This is a genomic window from Streptomyces lydicamycinicus (assembly GCF_000829715.2).
GTDB classification, from domain to species: domain Bacteria; phylum Actinomycetota; class Actinomycetes; order Streptomycetales; family Streptomycetaceae; genus Streptomyces; species Streptomyces lydicamycinicus.
The window spans coordinates 286,702-302,642 of record NZ_BBNO01000003.1 but is presented as its reverse complement, the minus strand read 5'-3'; the positions used below and the strand labels follow the sequence as shown (position 1 = coordinate 302,642).

At 71.1% G+C, this 15,941-nt stretch carries 11 protein-coding genes; 6 read left to right on the top strand and 5 right to left on the bottom strand.

The window, feature by feature from the left end; translation table 11 throughout:
- Positions 1–14: 14 nt before the first annotated feature.
- The gene (tdh, locus tag TU31_RS10260) at positions 15–1,043 is read right to left on the bottom strand and encodes an L-threonine 3-dehydrogenase (protein ID WP_042152475.1); all 1,029 of its coding nucleotides are present in this window, start codon (positions 1,041–1,043) and stop codon (positions 15–17) included.
- 476 nt (positions 1,044–1,519) lie between these two features.
- On the opposite strand from tdh, the gene TU31_RS10255 reads away from it, so the two are divergent.
- On the top strand, positions 1,520–3,088 hold the full coding sequence (locus TU31_RS10255; RefSeq protein ID WP_063770787.1) for a S1 family peptidase: 1,569 nt from the start codon (positions 1,520–1,522) through the stop codon (positions 3,086–3,088).
- Between the two features lie 158 nt (positions 3,089–3,246).
- On the top strand, positions 3,247–6,036 hold the full coding sequence (locus tag TU31_RS10250; RefSeq protein WP_042152471.1) for an ABC transporter substrate-binding protein: 2,790 nt from the start codon (positions 3,247–3,249) through the stop codon (positions 6,034–6,036).
- 60 nt (positions 6,037–6,096) lie between these two features.
- Here TU31_RS10250 and TU31_RS10245 read toward each other — a convergent pair whose 3' ends face one another.
- Positions 6,097–6,876 carry a VOC family protein gene (locus tag TU31_RS10245; protein ID WP_042152469.1) on the bottom strand — a complete coding sequence of 260 codons (780 nt, stop codon included), beginning with the start codon at positions 6,874–6,876 and terminating at the stop codon, positions 6,097–6,099.
- Positions 6,877–7,027: 151 nt separating this feature from the next.
- Between TU31_RS10245 and TU31_RS10240 the strand changes: the two genes are divergently transcribed.
- From TU31_RS10240 to TU31_RS10230, 3 genes are all read left to right on the top strand, one after another.
- Complete coding sequence (locus tag TU31_RS10240) at positions 7,028–9,436, top strand: SpoIIE family protein phosphatase (RefSeq protein WP_042152467.1); 2,409 nt, start codon at positions 7,028–7,030, stop codon at positions 9,434–9,436.
- A gap of 124 nt (positions 9,437–9,560) precedes the next feature.
- Complete coding sequence (locus TU31_RS10235) at positions 9,561–9,752, top strand: hypothetical protein (protein WP_078885747.1); 192 nt, start codon at positions 9,561–9,563, stop codon at positions 9,750–9,752.
- 484 nt (positions 9,753–10,236) lie between these two features.
- Positions 10,237–10,743, top strand: coding sequence for a DinB family protein (locus tag TU31_RS10230; protein WP_042152465.1), 507 nt, complete (start codon positions 10,237–10,239; stop codon positions 10,741–10,743).
- Between the two features lie 80 nt (positions 10,744–10,823).
- Here TU31_RS10230 and TU31_RS10225 read toward each other — a convergent pair whose 3' ends face one another.
- The 3 genes from TU31_RS10225 to TU31_RS10215 all read right to left on the bottom strand — a co-directional run bounded on the left by TU31_RS10225 (position 10,824) and on the right by TU31_RS10215 (position 14,469).
- Positions 10,824–11,708, bottom strand: coding sequence for a GNAT family N-acetyltransferase (locus TU31_RS10225; protein ID WP_042152462.1), 885 nt, complete (start codon positions 11,706–11,708; stop codon positions 10,824–10,826).
- A 140-nt stretch (positions 11,709–11,848) separates the two neighbouring features.
- A complete protein-coding gene (locus TU31_RS10220) occupies positions 11,849–13,300 on the bottom strand; it encodes an amino acid permease (RefSeq protein WP_042152459.1) in 1,452 nt (483 codons plus the stop codon).
- Positions 13,301–13,512: 212 nt separating this feature from the next.
- The gene (locus TU31_RS10215; protein ID WP_181018580.1) at positions 13,513–14,469 is read right to left on the bottom strand and encodes a hypothetical protein; all 957 of its coding nucleotides are present in this window, start codon (positions 14,467–14,469) and stop codon (positions 13,513–13,515) included.
- 818 nt (positions 14,470–15,287) lie between these two features.
- Between TU31_RS10215 and TU31_RS10210 the strand changes: the two genes are divergently transcribed.
- Entirely contained in the window at positions 15,288–15,821 is a 534-nt protein-coding gene (locus tag TU31_RS10210; RefSeq protein WP_245698483.1) for a winged helix-turn-helix domain-containing protein, read from the top strand.
- Positions 15,822–15,941 lie beyond the last annotated feature (120 nt).

The window sequence follows — 15,941 nt, the reverse complement described above, 5'->3', positions numbered from 1 at the left end:
ACCGAGCCGAAAATTCAGGCAGTCCAGTCGAGGATGATCTTGCCGCTGCGGCCGCTGGCGGCGTCGTCGAAGGCGGCGTCGAAGTCCTGGTAGGAGTAGCGCCCGGTGATCACGGGGGAGAGGTCGAGGCCGCCTTCGAGCAGCACGGACATCGCGTACCAGGTCTCGAACATCTCCCGGCCGTAGATGCCCTTGATCGTGATCATGGAGGTGACGATCCGGGACCAGTCGACGGGGAACTGCTGGGACGGCAGACCGAGCACCGCGATCCGGCCACCGTGCGTCATGTTGGCGATCATGTCGCACATCGCCTCGGGCCGGCCGGACATCTCCAGTCCGATGTCGAAGCCCTCGCGCAGGCCCAGTTCGCGCTGACCGTCGGCGATCGTCGCCTCGGCGACATTGAGGGCGAGGCTGACGCCGACCTTGCGGGCCAGTGCGAGGCGGGCCTCGCTGACGTCCGTGATCATGACATTGCGGGCGCCGGCGTGCCGGGCGACGGCCGCGGCCATGATGCCGATCGGCCCCGCACCGGTGATCAGCACGTCCTCGCCGACCAGCGGGAACGACAGTGCGGTGTGCACGGCGTTGCCGAACGGGTCGAAGACCGCGGCGATATCGAGGTCCACGGGGACCCGGTGCACCCAGACGTTGGAGGCGGGCAGCGCCACGTACTCGGCGAAGGCACCGTCCCGGCCGACGCCGAGGCCGACCGTGGCGCGGCACAGGTGCCGGCGGCCGGCCAGACAGTTGCGGCACTTGCCGCAGACCAGGTGGCCCTCGCCGCTGACCAGGTCGCCGGCCTTGATGTCGGCCACGTCGCGACCGGTCTCCACGACCTCGCCGACGAATTCATGGCCGATGGTCAGCGGGGTGGTCAGGGTCTTCTGGGCCCAGCCGTCCCAGGCCCGGATGTGCAGATCCGTGCCGCAGATGCCGGTGCGCAGCACCTTGATCAGCACATCACCCGGGCCGATGGCCGGCTCCGGCACGTCCATGAGCCAGAGACCCGGCTCCGTCTTCTCCTTGACCAGTGCCTTCACCGCAGCGGCTCCCGTACGTACGTGACCTGCCGGGGGCCCGCCCCGGCCACCCGATCTTCGTCAAGGAAATCTTCCGTACCTCGGCCGCGCGGTCCATCGAGGTTTTCTTAAGCGCGGCCACAGCTGCCCTTTACGCCCCACCGGTACCGGGCTTCCGGCCCCTCTCCCCCGGGACGTGAGGCCGGTCATACCGCGCCGCACACCGCGCCCGGCCGAGCCACCGGACGCGCAGGCCGGGGCGGGTGCCGACGGGCTCCCGGGCCGTCCCGGGACTACCGGCGGGCCCGGGAGTGTAAACGTTCGCCACCGCAAGCGTCGGAATTCATCACAGCTTGAGTGGCCGTGAGACCGGGGTGCCCGGGGCTACGTAGGACTGGGTGAGCACCACACACGGGGTGCCGGCGCGACGCACCGCGGCCTCCCGTGTGCCCCGTTCCTGTGCGTCCCTGGAGGTCAGTGAATTGAGCCACCGACATGTGAACAAGCGCCTGCGGACCGGCGCCATCGCCACCGCTGGTGTGGCCGCCGTCGCGGCCGCAGCGATCCTGCTCCCCAACGCCAACGCGAGCACGGACCAGCCGGCGGCCCCCAAGACGCTCAGCGCCCACTCGGCCACGCAGCTGGCGACGTCCCTGAAGGCGGACCTCGGGGACCAGAGCGCGGGCTGGTACCTGGACAGCTCGAACGGCCACCTGGTCATGAACGTCCTGTCGGAGGACGACGCCGCGAGCGTCACGGCCAAGGGTGCCGTCGCCAAGGTCGTGCACAACAGCATGACCGCGCTGAAGTCCGGTGCGAAGACGCTGCGCGAGACCGCGGCGGTGCCCGGCACCGCCTGGGCGATCGACCCGAAGACCAACAAGATCGTGGTGACCGCCGACAGAACCGTCACCGGCGCAAAGATGGCCACCCTCAGCAAGGCCACGAAGGGCATGGGCGAGGGCATGGTGACCGTCAAGCGGTCGCAGGGTGAGTTCAAGCGGTACGACGGCGGGGACGCGGGAAGTGCGGCGGGCGGCGCGGCGGGCAGCGGCGCGGGTGGCGCCGGAGACGCCGCGGGTGGTGCCGGAGATGCCGCAGGTGGCGCGGGAGACGCCGCGGGTGGTGCCGGAGACGCGGCCGGTGGCGCGGGAGACGGCGGCGGCGGTGCCGGAGACGGTGGGCAGGCCGCGGGACCGATCGGCGGCAGTGCCATCTTCGGCGGCAACGCACGCTGCTCGCTGGGCTTCAACGTCACGGTCAAGGGCGCCCCGGCCTTCCTGACGGCCGGTCACTGCGGCAACGACTCCAAGACCTGGACGGCGGACCAGGGCGGCAGCCAGCCGCTGGGCACGGTGGCCGACTCCAAGTTCCCGAAGACCGACTTCGCGCTGGTCACCTACGACGACACCGCCGCGAAGCCGCAGAGCGCGGTCGACCTGGGCAACGGCAGCACTCAGGAGATCACCAAGGCCGCGGAGGCTGCCGTCGGCATGAAGGTGCAGCGCTCGGGCAGCACCACCGGGCTGCACGACGGCACCGTCACCGGCCTGGACGCGACGGTGAACTACGGCAACGGCGACATCGTCAACGGCCTCATACAGACGGACGTCTGCGCGGAGCCCGGTGACAGCGGCGGCGCGATGTTCTCCGACGACTCGGCGGTCGGGCTGACCTCCGGCGGCAGCGGCGACTGCACCGCGGGCGGTGAGACCTTCTTCCAGCCGGTCACCGACGCCCTCAAGGCCACGGGTGCGGAGATCGGCGCCGGGGGCGGTGACGCCGGTGCGGGCGGCGGCGACAACGGCGCGGCCGACGGCAACGGCGCGGGCGGTGGCAATGCCGCGGGTGGCGGCAACGCCGCGAGCGGCGGCGCGGGAAACGCCGGTGCCGGCAACGCGGGGGCCGGAAACGCCGGAGCCGGCAACGCCGGTGCGGGAGCGGGCGACCCGGGTGCGGGCGCCGAGGACCCCGGTACCGGCGCGCAGGACCCGGGAGCGGGTGCCCAGGACCCCGGCGCGGGTGCCCAGGACCCCGGCGCGGGCGGCGGTGACGTCCTGAACTGACGGACGGGAACCCACTACGCGACCGGCCCCGCCTCCTTCACGACGAAGGAGGCGGGGCCGGTGAGCGTTACGGGCCCTGAGTGTGGCGGAACCATAGCGACCGCCCGCGGAGCGGTGTCAGAATACCGGCCCTACTCCGACCCTTCCTCAGGGGCGTCATGGCGTCGAACGAACTCGATTCCAATATCCCCGTCTTCCGCGGAGCCGGGCATCTCCTGCGTCTGATAGCCGATCTGGTGCGCAGGCCACGGCGCCGGGAGTGTCCGGAGCCGGTGCGGCACCGCGGAGTGGCCCAGGGACGTGAAGGCCTGCCGGTGCTCTGTCTCGTGAGCGGGGCGGACCACACCCAACTCGCCAAGGGCATCAGCTACTTCCTCAGCCACGCCGACCCCCGGCGGGTACCGCACTGTCTGCACGACCTCCAGGACGGCGCACCGCCCCCGCCCCCGGAATCCGTCGAGGCGGTGCGCCGCACGCTGGAGCGGCTGGCGCAGGGCTTCGCCCGCAGCGTCCACGGCAGCGACGGACGAGTCCGCTTCCGCAGGTTCGGCCTGGTCAACTGGCTGACGCAGGCCGGGGCAACCGGCGCCGCGCCGTACTCGGGCGGTGTGGAGGGCAACGACCACACCCTGCTTCAGGGCCTGCGCGAGCGGGAGTTCCGGCGCCGCCGGCTCTTCGGGCTGCTGCGCTCCCCGGAGACCGAGCTCGCGGTCGACGGCACCGTGCCGTGGTGGGTATGGCTGTTCGCGGTCCATGTCTTCCCGCTCGCCTGGTTCCGGGTGCGCCGCGGGCTGGGCCGGGAGTACCGCTGGCTGCTCAATCAGCCCTATCTGGCACCGCGCGACCCGGGCACCTTCATCGGGTTCGCCGAGCGGCTGACCGCACCGCATCACCAGGTCGAAGACCCGGAACAATTACGCAAGTTGATGGTGAACGCCTTTCTGGAGGATCTGCGGGTCGCGTTCCGCCGCCGCATCTGGCGGCCCCGTACGGCCCGGCGCACCGCGTACTGTGTGGCGCTGCTCGACGGGGCGAACGCCGACAACTGCGGCTATCCGCTGTTGCAGACCATCATCGACGTACGCAACGAGACGGGCGCCTTCGATCCGCTGCTGGTCATCAGCTGCGGCGCCGAGCCGCCCGCCGAAGGCACCGGGATCCGTGCGGACTGGGGGCACAGCTCGCTGTGGGAGCTCGCCGACCGGCTCTACGGCGGCTGGCGGGACACCTTTCTGCACCAGGGCCGGGCCCGTAACCGCGCGCCCTGGTATCTGCCGGTCACCGTTCCGCGGCTGCTGCCGCCGTCCGACCAGGGATATGAGCTGACGCGGCGGCTGGAGGTCGCCCAGGACGCCCGGCTGCGGATTCCCGAACCGCCGCTGTGGGCCCGCCGGGTGGTGTCGGTGGTGGCGGCGTGCGGTGTCCTCGTCGCACTGCTGGGAGCGGGCGGGCTGGTGCTGAGCCGGGAGAGCAACTACCGGCGGGCACACTGCGGTCTGCACCGTTTCGAGGGCGACGCCGAGACCCTGCGCACCGCGGAGACCGGCGAGTGCATCGGGGTGGCACGGAACGGCTTCACCTTCCACTCCCCCGACCCGCTGCTCAACAAGACCCTCCGCACCATCCACACCCAGAACGCCCGTGCCGAGGAGGCGCATCGCGCGGCGCCGGAACGCCCGTTCGTCACCCTCGTCCATCTGTCGGCGCTGCTCAGCGTCTCGGGGAAGTCCACCGGACAGCTCGCCTACGGGCGCGAGGCGCTCCAGGGCGCGGCGAGCGCCCAGTCCCGGCAGCTGCGCAGCACCGGCGCAGCGGAGCCGATTCTGCGGATCTTCCCGGCCAACGCCGGATCGGGGATGCGCTTCGGCACACGGGTGGTGGAGATCCTGGAGGGGCTCCGGCAGCAGGATCCCTCGCTCGTCGGGGTCACCGGACTCGACCAGAGCCGGGAGGCCACCAACCGGACGATCCGGAAGCTGACCGCGGTGGGGCTGCCCATGGTGGCCACCACGCTGTCCGCGGACTCGCTCGTGCGGCAGTCGCCCATGTATTTCCAGGTGTCGCCGCAGAACACCAGGGAGGCGGATGTCGCCGCGGCCTACGCCGATCATGTCGTGGGCCACGACAGGAAGAAGCCGGCCCAGCAGGTGCGGATCATCAGCTCCGCCGATCCCAGCGACACCTACAGCAGGACCCTCAGCGACGATGTCGCCCAGCGCTTCCGGGCCCGCGGTTTCACGGTCGAGAAGACCTCCTTCACCCCGCCCCCGCCGCCGGGCGCTGACCCCTCGTCCGACGCCCCCGGCCCCGGGACGGTCGGCCAGCGGAGCTGCTCCTACCCGGGGGTGGTGTTCTTCGCGGGGCGCTCGGAGGACTTCGAGTCGCTGCTCGGCGGCATCAACGAGTCCTGCAACTCGGATCCGCCCACCCTCCTCGGTGGCGACGATGTGGCCCGGCTGGCCGCCGACGCGGACCGCCGGCAGCACTACCCCGGGATTCCGTACGACTTCCTGGACTTCACGCTGGGCTCGGCGCGCTGCGATGACACCAGCGAGCTGTACGCGGAGCTGAGCAGGCTGTTCCCCGAGGAGTGCGCCCAGGTCGCGAGCTCCTCGCTGGACGGCCATGCGGCGCTCGGTTTCGACGCCGTCAAGCTGTACATCAACGCGGTCAAGCAACTGCGCGAGGACGCCGCGCAGATGCCGTTGACACCGCCCGCCGTCTGGCATGCGATCAGCGGTGTCCACGGGGACGAGGCGCTCGACGGGGAGAGCGGCATCATCAGCTTCGGCGGCGATGTGGACCGCCAGGTCCCGTTGGACAAACTGCTGTCCGTGCAGCACATCGACGGTGCGGGCAAGCCCACCCAGGCGGGCTTCTGCGGCCGGGTCGGCGGGCAGAAACAGTCGTCGTGGTGTCCGCCGCTGGAGGCGGAGAAAGACCGCTGACGGGAGGCGACGCGGCGGCGGGGGCAGGACCGGTGACAGCCCGGAGTCCGGCCATCGGCGTCAGGTCGAGGTGACCGTGAACAGCCCGCCGTCGGGGTCGCGGATGACGGCCTGGCGGCCCTCGCCGTCCGCGGTCGGGGTGATGGGGGTGACGGTTCCGCCGGCGGCCACCGCGGTGGCCGTCACCTTCTCGATCTCGCGGACCGGGAAGTGGACGTGCCAGCGGGGGCGCACCCGCGGATCGGGGGCGGACTCGACGCCGCCGCCGCGCAGGCTGGCGACGGCATGCGTACCGTCGCTGACGATCACCTGGTCGTGTTCGTAGGTCACATCGCAGCCGCCCGGCTCCCCGGAGGCCCAGCCGAGGACCTCGGCGTAGAAGATGGCGGCCGCGAAGGCGTCACGGGTGCGCAGTTCGAGGCTGGCGGGAGCATTGCCCTGTCCGACCGACCAGGCCAGGGTCTGGCCCTCCCAGAAGCCGAAGGTGGCACCGTCGGGGTCGGCGGCGAGGGCGGCGCGTCCGGGGCCGAGCTTGAGCGGGCCGACGGCGACGGTCGCCCCGCGCTCGCGGATCCGGTCGGCGGTCTCGTCGGCGTTCTCCACCGCGAAATAAGAGGTCCAGGCCACCGCGACCTGGAAACTCTGGGCAAGGGCCCCGATGCTGGCGACCGGCTGGCCGCCGGCCAGCGCGATGCAGAACTCCTCACCGAGGCTGGCCGGGCGGAACCGCCATCCCAGGACCGCGGAGTAGAACTCCTGCGCGGCCTCCAGGTCGCGGGCCATCAGGCTGACCCAGCACGGAGCGCCGCGTACCGCGGGGACGGGGCCATGGGCCGACATGACATCTGCCTCCTGTTGCTCAGCGCCCCTTCCCACTCTGCCAGCGACGGAGCGGGGCCGCACCAAGGGCGCGTCCCCCTGCGGCAGCGCAGTTGTGCCGGTCTTGATCAGGCTCGATGCTGTAGATACCGAACCGGGCTGGGCTGATGCCATGAACGCATGGAACGCGGCGGAGAGCGCCGACTTCCGTGGTCCCCTCGACGTCGCCAGGGCGGCCACCGCGGTGCTGGACGCCCAGGACCTGATCATCGGCTGGAGCCCGGCGGCCCAGCGGCTCCTCGGCTATCTGCCGGAGGAGATCGTCGGGCAGCCCCTGGAGCGGCTGGTTCCGCCCGCTGTCAGGACCAAAGACGCACCGGACGACGCGCTGAGCGGCGGCCGGGAGCTCACCGTGCGGCACCGGAACGGCCGACTGGTGCGGATGGCGGCCGCCTTCTGCCCGCTCGCCAAGGTGTCCGCAGGCCCCGGCCCCCAGCCGGCCCGGGTCCTGGTGGCGGCCGAACTGGAGGCCCACCGGATGTGGGAGGCCCGCCAGGCGATGCTGCACGGGCTGGCCACCCGGTCCCCGGTGGGCCTGGGCATCTATGACACCGATCTCCGGCTGACCTGGGCGAACAGCGCCTATATCCGGGAGGTCGGGCTGCCGCTGCGGGAGTTCCTCGGTGCCCGCGCCGATGAGCTGTATCCGGACGGCACGTTCGTGACCGAGGGGTATCCGCGCACGCTCGACGCGGTGATGCACCATGTCATCGACACCGGCGAACCGATCCTCGATCTGCACTTCGTCGGCCAGCAGCCCTCCGACCCGGGGCCCGATCACGTCTGGTCCTGCTCCTACTACCGGCTCCAGGACACCCACGGGCAGGTGCTCGGGGTGTGCGAGGACGCCTTCGACATCACCGGCCGCTACCAGGCGCAGCGCCGGCTGAACCTGCTGGTGGAGGCCGGTGCCCGGATCGGCACCACCCTCGATATGACCGCCACCGCCCGGGAGATCAGCGAGGTGGCGGTGCCGGAGTTCGCGACCGCGGTCACCGTCGATCTGATGCAGTCCGTACTCAACGGCGACGAGCCCGACCCGGCCGGCGGTGCGCTGCCCACGCTGGTGCGGGTCGCCACCCGCTCCGCCGAGGAGGGGCCGGACGGCGCCCCGTACAGCCCACACCGCGTCGAGTACCCGCCCGGCTCGCTCCAGTACCGCAGCCTCTCCTCGGGCGGGATGGTGCGCGAGGAGAACACCATCGTCGTGCCACTGCGGGCCGGCGGCACCCCCATGGGGCTGGTCACCTTCCGCCGGAGTGCCCCGATGACGCCCTTCGACAGGGGGGAGATCGAACTCGCCGACGAGCTGGTCACCCGGACGGCGGTGTGCCTGGACAACGCCCGCCGCTTCACGCGGGAACACACCGCCGCGCTGACCCTCCAGCGCGATCTGCTGCCCCAGCATCTGGCGTCCCCGTCCGCGGTCGATCTGGCCTACCGCTATCTGCCCAGCGACGACCGGGCCGGGGTGGGCGGCGACTGGTTCGACGTCATCGGTCTGTCGGGTACCCGGGTGGGCCTGGTCGTCGGGGACGTGGTGGGCCACGGCCTCCAGGCCGCGGCGACCATGGGGCGGCTGCGGACGACCGTACGCGCGCTGGCCCGGCTGGACCTGGCTCCCGACGAGCTGCTGGGCCGGCTGGACGACCTGGTGGAACAGACCGCCGAGGAGCAGGCGGCGACGGTCGGCACGGATCTCGGCACGGACGATGTGGCGACCGGCGTGACCTGCCTCTACGCGGTCTACGACCCGGTGTCGCGGCGGTGCACCATGGCGCGGGCCGGGCATCTGCCGCCGGCCGTTGTCGACCCGGAGGGCGGTGTCTCCTTTCCGGATCTGCCGGCGGGCCCGCCCCTGGGCCTGGGGGGCCTGCCGTTCGAGTCCCTGGAGCTGGAACTGCCGGTCGGCAGTCTGCTGGCCCTGTTCACGAACGGGCTGGTCGAGGCCCGTAACCGGGATGTGGACGAGGGGCTGCGGATCCTCGGCGGGGTGCTGGGCGAGCACCGCCGTCCGCTGGACGACCTGTGTGACCACGCCCTGGCCGAGCTGCTGCCGGACGGTCCGGCCACCGATGACTCGGCGCTGCTGCTGGTGCGCACCCGCGAGCTGGATGCCCGGCAGGTGGCGGCCTGGGAGCTGCCCGCGGAGCCGGCCGCGGTGGGCAAGGCCCGTGAGCTGGCCACCGAGCAGCTGCGGGAGTGGGGCCTCGCGGAGCTGTCGTACGCGACCGAACTCGTGGTCAGCGAGCTGTTCACCAATGCCGTACGGCATGCCTCGGGGCCGCTGCATCTGCGGCTGCTGCGCGACCGGACCCTGCTGACCGAGGTGTCCGACACCGCCCATACCTCGCCCCACCTCCGGCACAGCGCCAGCGACGACGAGGGCGGGCGGGGGCTCTTCATCGTCGCTCAGCTGGTGCCGCGCTGGGGTACCCGTTACACGCCGTACGGCAAGACGATCTGGACGGAGCAGGCGTTTCCGCCGCGTTATTCCGGGGCTCCGCGGCCGGCCAGGTGACCGGCCGGGGGGCGCGGTGGCCGGGGCCGGCCCGGCGCACACCGTGCGGGTGTTCGGAGCGGGTCCCATGATGGAACCAAGCGAGGTCCCGGCGACCCGGCGGGCGCGGACAGAGGAGGACCCTGTGACGAGCAATGGCAGGGAGCAGGCGGCCGAGCGGCGGCCGACTCAGCTGTACACCGGTAGCGAGCGGCCCTATGACCCGGAGGACCTGGTGAAGGCGTCCGGGCGCGAACCCACCCCCGAGAGCCTGGAATGGGCCAGGCGTCTGATCGCTGAGGAGGGGCCCGGCGCCATCGAGCGCTACCTGCCCTGAGCACCACCGGCTGAGCGGCGGGCGGGGCGCACGGAGGACGGCCTGTTCCGCGCGTGGTGTGCCGGCGCGCGCCCGCCGCGGACCCGGCCGTCCGCGGCTGTACGGCTGTCGTCGTCCGCGCCGTAACAGGCCGCCCGGCGGGCCGAGTTGAAACACCGGTACCCGGTGCGGTCGTCCGCGTAGACCTGCTGTCAGGGGGCCGGCGGCCGCGATGCCGGGCGGGCCCCGCGGGCACCGCCGTCAGCCACCCGCGACCGCGGTGAAAACCCCTTGCGGCGGCCCGCTGCGCCCGGGAAGATCACCTCGATCGCCGCCTTCCCGGCACGCCCCGGAGAGCTCAGGGGGAGCTTCCCCGCCACGGGCCGCCGGCTCTCCACCGGCCCTTGTGCCCGAAGGCGGCTCCCTTGGCCATGACGCCGCTCAGCGCCTCGCCCCCACACCGGCCGAGCCCTGCCCGGGAGCTCGCCGCGGAAAGGAACCCTCCGTGACCACCGAACGCATCACCCCGCCCATGCGCGCCGGCGAGCGGGAGACTCTGCGCTCTTGTCTCGACTTCCACCGGGCCACGCTCGCCATGAAGACCGAGGGCCTGTCCGACGAGGACCTCAGGCGTCAGTCGAGCCCGCCCTCCACGCTCTCCCTGCTCGGGCTGGTGCGGCACATGGCCGAGGTGGAACGCACCTGGTTCCGCCGGGTGATCAACGGCGAGGACATCCCGCTCGTCTGGTCGGCCGAGGGCGACTTCCAGGCGGCGTACGACGCGAGCAAGGCCGATGGCGCGGAGGCGTTCGACGCCTGGCGGACGGAGGTGGCGCACGCCCGCCGCATCGAGCGGGAGGCCGCCTCGCTCGACGTGACGGGCTACCAGCCGCGCTGGGGCGAGCATGTCTCCCTGCGTCTGGTGATGCTGCACCTGATCCATGAGTACGCCCGCCACAACGGCCATGCGGACTTCCTCCGCGAGGCCATCGACGGCACGGTCGGCGCCTGAGCCGACCACACCGCTCCCGCCCGGTCCTTGCCGGGCGGGAGCCGGTGACGGCCGTCGCCGGGTTGGCCGGACGCCGTCCCTCAGCCGAGTTCGAGACTGGTGACGCCGAAGGTGCGTTCCTGCTCCGCCGGGGGCACCGGGCCGGTGTACATCCGCACGGTGTGCGACCGCGGGGTCAGCCCGCGGGAGGTGACCAGGGTGTGCGCGGCGTGCCGGGGGCCGGGGACGTCGACAGAGATCTCGTCGGCCGGGTCGACGGACGCCGCGAGGGCGTCGAAGAGCGCTTCGGCGGCCGCGGTGGTGTCGGCGAAGAGCGGGCCGATGCGGTGGCCCGTGTGGGCCGGGCGGAGCACGCCGTAGCCCGCGATCGCGCCGTCGCGCAGAAAGGCACGGGCGGTGTGGCCGGGGGCCGTCAGCCAGCGGGTGACGAAGGCACGGCGGTCGGCGGGGAAGCAGCGCCGGTCGTAGTCGGCGACGGCGTCGAGATGCGCCCGGGTGACGGGGACGACGTCCGGTGTGGGAGTGCCGGGGCCGAGGGGGCGTCCGGCGTAACGAATGGTCTCGTGGGCGGGGGCGAACCCGGCGCGGCGGTACGTGTCCTGCTGGGCGGGGACCGCGTCGAGACCCACGGTCCGGGCACCCGCGTGCGGGAAGGCGGCCCGCCAGGTGGCGAGGCCCAGGCCCTGTCCGCGGTGGTCGGGGTGGACGAGGTAGTAGCCCAGGAACGCGTAGGCGTCCGAGTAGTTGACGACGGAGACCGCGGCGACGGTCCGTCCGGCGCGGCGTCCGACGAAGAAGCCGTCGGGGTCGAGGGGGTGGAAGCAGGCGGTGTCGCCGCGTCCGGGGTTCCACTCTTCGTCGGCGGCCCATTGGGCCACCTCGTGCCAGTCGTCCAACGAGGCGGTGCTGACGGTGAATTCGCCGGTGACGGGCTGTGGATCCGGAGTGTTGCCGAGAGTGGGCATGCCGGGTGTTCGTCCCTTCTGGTGGGGTCAGGGGGCCGTGAACGGGAAGCGTGTGGTGCCAGTGCCGGGTGGTGGGCGGGGCGGGCCCGCCGGAGCAACTCCTCCGGCGGGCCCGGACCCGTGTGCCGCTGCGGCCGGCGTCAGATCAGGTCCATGGCGGCGACCTCGTCGGGGCGGCCGTAGCTGACCGGCCCCTGGAAGCGCTGCCGGGCGGTGGCGAACCACCACACGGTGGCGATGATCAGCACCACTGCCAGCGCGATCGGCGCATAGTTGAACGAGGCAGGGGTGATGGGGTACGCCTGCGGCAGCATGAACAGCACATTGCTGATCAGGATCCAGGTCACCGCGATCGCCGCGACGGGCTTACCGTAGCGCCCGAGGTTCCACGGCCCGGCCTGGAAGTCGTTGAGCCGCAGCCGCAGGAAGATGGGCACGGCATAGGCGAGGAACAGCCCGACGACATTGACGCTCACCACCGCGGTGAAGGCGGTGTGCGACCACCAGCCGGGCAGCACCAGCACCAGCGGGCAGGCCGCGGCGAGCCAGACGGCCTTGACGGGGGTACGGGTGCGCGCGGAGACCGAATGCCACCAACGGGAGCCGGGCATCGCGCCGTCCCGGGAGAAGGCGAAGATCTGCCGGGTATTGCTGGTCATGTTGGCGAGGCCGCAGAACAGCATGGCGCCGATAACGATCAACAGCAGGAACTTGGCGGTGCTTTGGCCGAGCGCGTCGATGAGAATCTGCACCGGCGGCGCCTCGGCACTCACCGCATGTCCGTAGTCACGGATCGCATACACCAGTGCGAGCATGAGGATCAGTCCGGTGATCGCGGAGTAGCTGATCGCCCGCATGATGCCCTTGGGCGCGTTGACCGTTGCCTTCACCGTTTCCTCGGACATGTGGAAACTGCCGTCGAATCCCGTGAAGGTCCAGCTGGTGACGAGCAGACCCAGCATTCCGCCGTAAATCGCTTGTGTGAAGCCGGTGTTGTTGACGAAGTGCAGCGCGAACGAGGGCGACTGGTGGTGGTCGGGAATCAGGGTCAGCGCACCGACGATCACCACCATGCCGATCAGCAGCCACCACACGGAAATCCGGTTCACCACCGCGACCAGGCGCACCGTATACGTGTTGGCCAGCGCCTGGAGGAGAAGGATGGCCGCGGTGATGCCGACCGTCTGCTGCGGTGTCGCCTCGTAGGACGGCCACTGCATGGTGATGAACGCCTGGATGAAGGTGGCGGCGGCGAAGTTGGTGGCGGCGGTGCCGCCGACCTGGCCGACGAAGTTCAGCCAGCCCGTGTACCAGGACCAGGCGCCCTGATGGCGCTTGGCCAGCTTGCCGGCCGAGAAGTAGAGCGCGCCGCTGGTCGGGTAGGCGGAGGCGATCTCGCCCATCGCGGCACCGACGAACAGCACCATGATCGATACGCCGATCCAGCCGAAGATCAGGATCCGCGGGCCGCCGGCGTTCATCCCGAACCCGAAGGAGGAGAAGATGCCGGAAATGATGTTGATGATGGTGAAGGAAATGGCGAAGTTGTCGAACGCGCGGAATCTGCGGGTGAGTTTCCGCGGATAGCCCATGGCGTGCAGCGTGGCATCGTCGTCAAGGGTGACGGGATCTGTCGTGTGGGGGTTTTGCGAGCGAGGTGGAGACGTACGCTCGGACACAACCGAAACCTTTCTGGGGGGAAGCGGGGAGGTGAATGGATCGGGCTGAATTGTTCGAACGGGTGGTGCAGAACGGAGCGCCTCTTGCGGCCAGAAATCCACGCCACACCATGCGCACCAGCGAATCAGCCGCCGTGCGGAACGGGGAGTCCGCACGAGCGCCTGGCTTTCGTCAATTGCTCCTCGGGGTCGCCGAATGCACTCCAGGGCATACGCGAGGCATAGGGCCCCATGGCGGTGAAGACTTCCCGCGCCTCGAATTCATGTTTCGCCATGAACAGCGCATGTGCCAGATACGCCAGATCCAGCACCGGGGTGAAGCGGTAACCCGCCACCCGCGGGAACCAGTGGTGGTAGATGCTCAACGCGGCGCTGATCCACTGGGGTTGCTCCCATGCATGGTCCGCGAGCAGCGCGGACGGGTTGTAGTCCTCGACCAGCGCCACCAGCGGCAGCAGCCGCAGCGGTGAGGTGGCCGGGGCCCGTTGGCTCAGGAACGCGGCCACGTCCCAGCTCGCGCTGGACGAACCGCCGTAGCGGGTGAAGAAGAACGACAGAAAGCGGTGGTGCGCCTCGCGGTGCCACGGGTCGAGCCGGAGGATGTGCGCGAGGAGGTACCACGGGCCGGCCGGCGCGGTCAGCAGCCCCTGCGGGGCCGGGTCCTGGGGGCGGTCGAGGCGCGTCAGTGCCAGCTGGGCCACCCACGGGGTGGGGTCCTCGGGGAGCAGCTTGGCGGCCCGCTCGCACGCCGACTGCGCTATCCGTGCCAGGGCGCCCTGCCGCCGGTCACCGGCGTCGGCCATGCGCAGGGCCCGGAGCATCGCCACCCGGGCCCAGAGCAGCGCCGCGTCCGGCCCCGGCTCTTCGGCCAGCCAGCGCTCGGCCAGGTCCGAATCGGCCGCCACGGACGCCAGCACCAGCGACCGGTGGGCCCGCACCTCGAAATCCTCCCGGGCTTCCCGGAGGACCTCGTGCGCGCTCAAGTACCGACCGGCCCGAACGTCCATACACGCGCGCGCCAGCGCCCGGTCATCGGCCGCTGGACTCCACACGTACTGCCCCTCGAATGAGCCGGCCGCCATGGTCCCCTCCCGGTCACGAAGGCGTCTTCCCCCACACGGCATTCCAGCTGCGCCGAATTCAGCTGGACCCCTGCCACCGGTCAAGTGACAGCGGCCACACCCTACTCACCCTCAACTCATTGCGAAAACAAGCCGTCTGGAATATCTGGTTCCGCACCTTTTAGTCTCGATGAGATTGAAAAAGAAACAACTTCTCGGCCGACCCTCGGAAGCCCTCCACTTTGCCGGCACGTTCACCACCGGCCATTTATTTGGCATATTCACAGGTTTACAGGTCCTCCACAAGTGCACATCGCTGTCGATTACCCCTCCGTATCCCCTGCTTCCATGGCCACGGCCTCGTGCGAGCCGAAGCGGGGAGCGGAGACCGCGAAGCACCGGAAGGCGAGCCCCCGGCCGGACCCGTCCGCACCCCCCGGGGACCGTGCACTTGTTGAACGGAAGAGCACCCCCGGCCCCAACCCGCGGGCCCGCCACCCGCGTTGGGGCCGCGCATCACAAATTCGGCTCAAGAGCAACCGAATTAGCGGATGCTACTTTCCGGAAGCGCGCGATCACATGTAGCGTTCGTCTGGACCGGAGGCCGTGACTTCACACCACGTCATGGCTGCGTACGGGCATGGGCGCGAGCGTTCTTGCGGCGCGAACGGAGCGATCGACCCCGCTGGGCGGACCTGCACCACAAGTGCCTGGGTCGCCACCCGCCGCACACCGGACCGCGCCGCGAGCACTGCGGCAGCGCCTCAGCGCCCGTGCACGTCGAGCACCGCCATGTCTGTCCGTACACGCCTGCTTTGCAAGAGGAATGGGCCCAGATCATGTTAATGAACTCCTCGACGACCCCGCTTGCGCTGCGACCGGACGCCGACTTCGGCCGGCCGCCCACAGCCGGGCCCGGCGAAGGGCCACCCCTGGCGGTCGACCGGCTCCCTGACGGCAAGTGGCAACTGACCCTGCACGACCTGGAACCCGTATCGGTGCACCGGCTGCCGTCGGACGAGGTCCACATCATCCTGGCGCCCCCGCGCGCGGAACCGGCCGATGAACCACCGGCCGGCCGGCCGCGTCCGGAGCCGGTCCGGATCGACACCGCGGCCCGGACCGTCTTCGTCAGGGGCCGCCAACTCGACCTGCCACGCCTGGAATTCGACCTGCTGGCCCATCTCGTGCTGCATCCCCGGCGCGCCTTCACCCGGGAGCAGCTGATGGCCGCCGTCTGGCCCAGCTGCCAGTCCAGCAACCGCACCGTCGATGTCCACATCGCCCGGCTGCGCCGGCGTCTGGGCCCCGGCCTGCGCGACTCCATCAGCACGGTCTTCGGGATCGGATACAAGTACCAGCCCGTCGCGTAGGCCGGTAACCGCGATCGACACTCACGCAGCGGGCCGGTGACCGGCATACGCCGATCGGTCACCGGCCCGCTGCCGTGCGTCCTCAGGTCCGCGCAGGTGCGGTGCCCAGGGGCTGTCCCG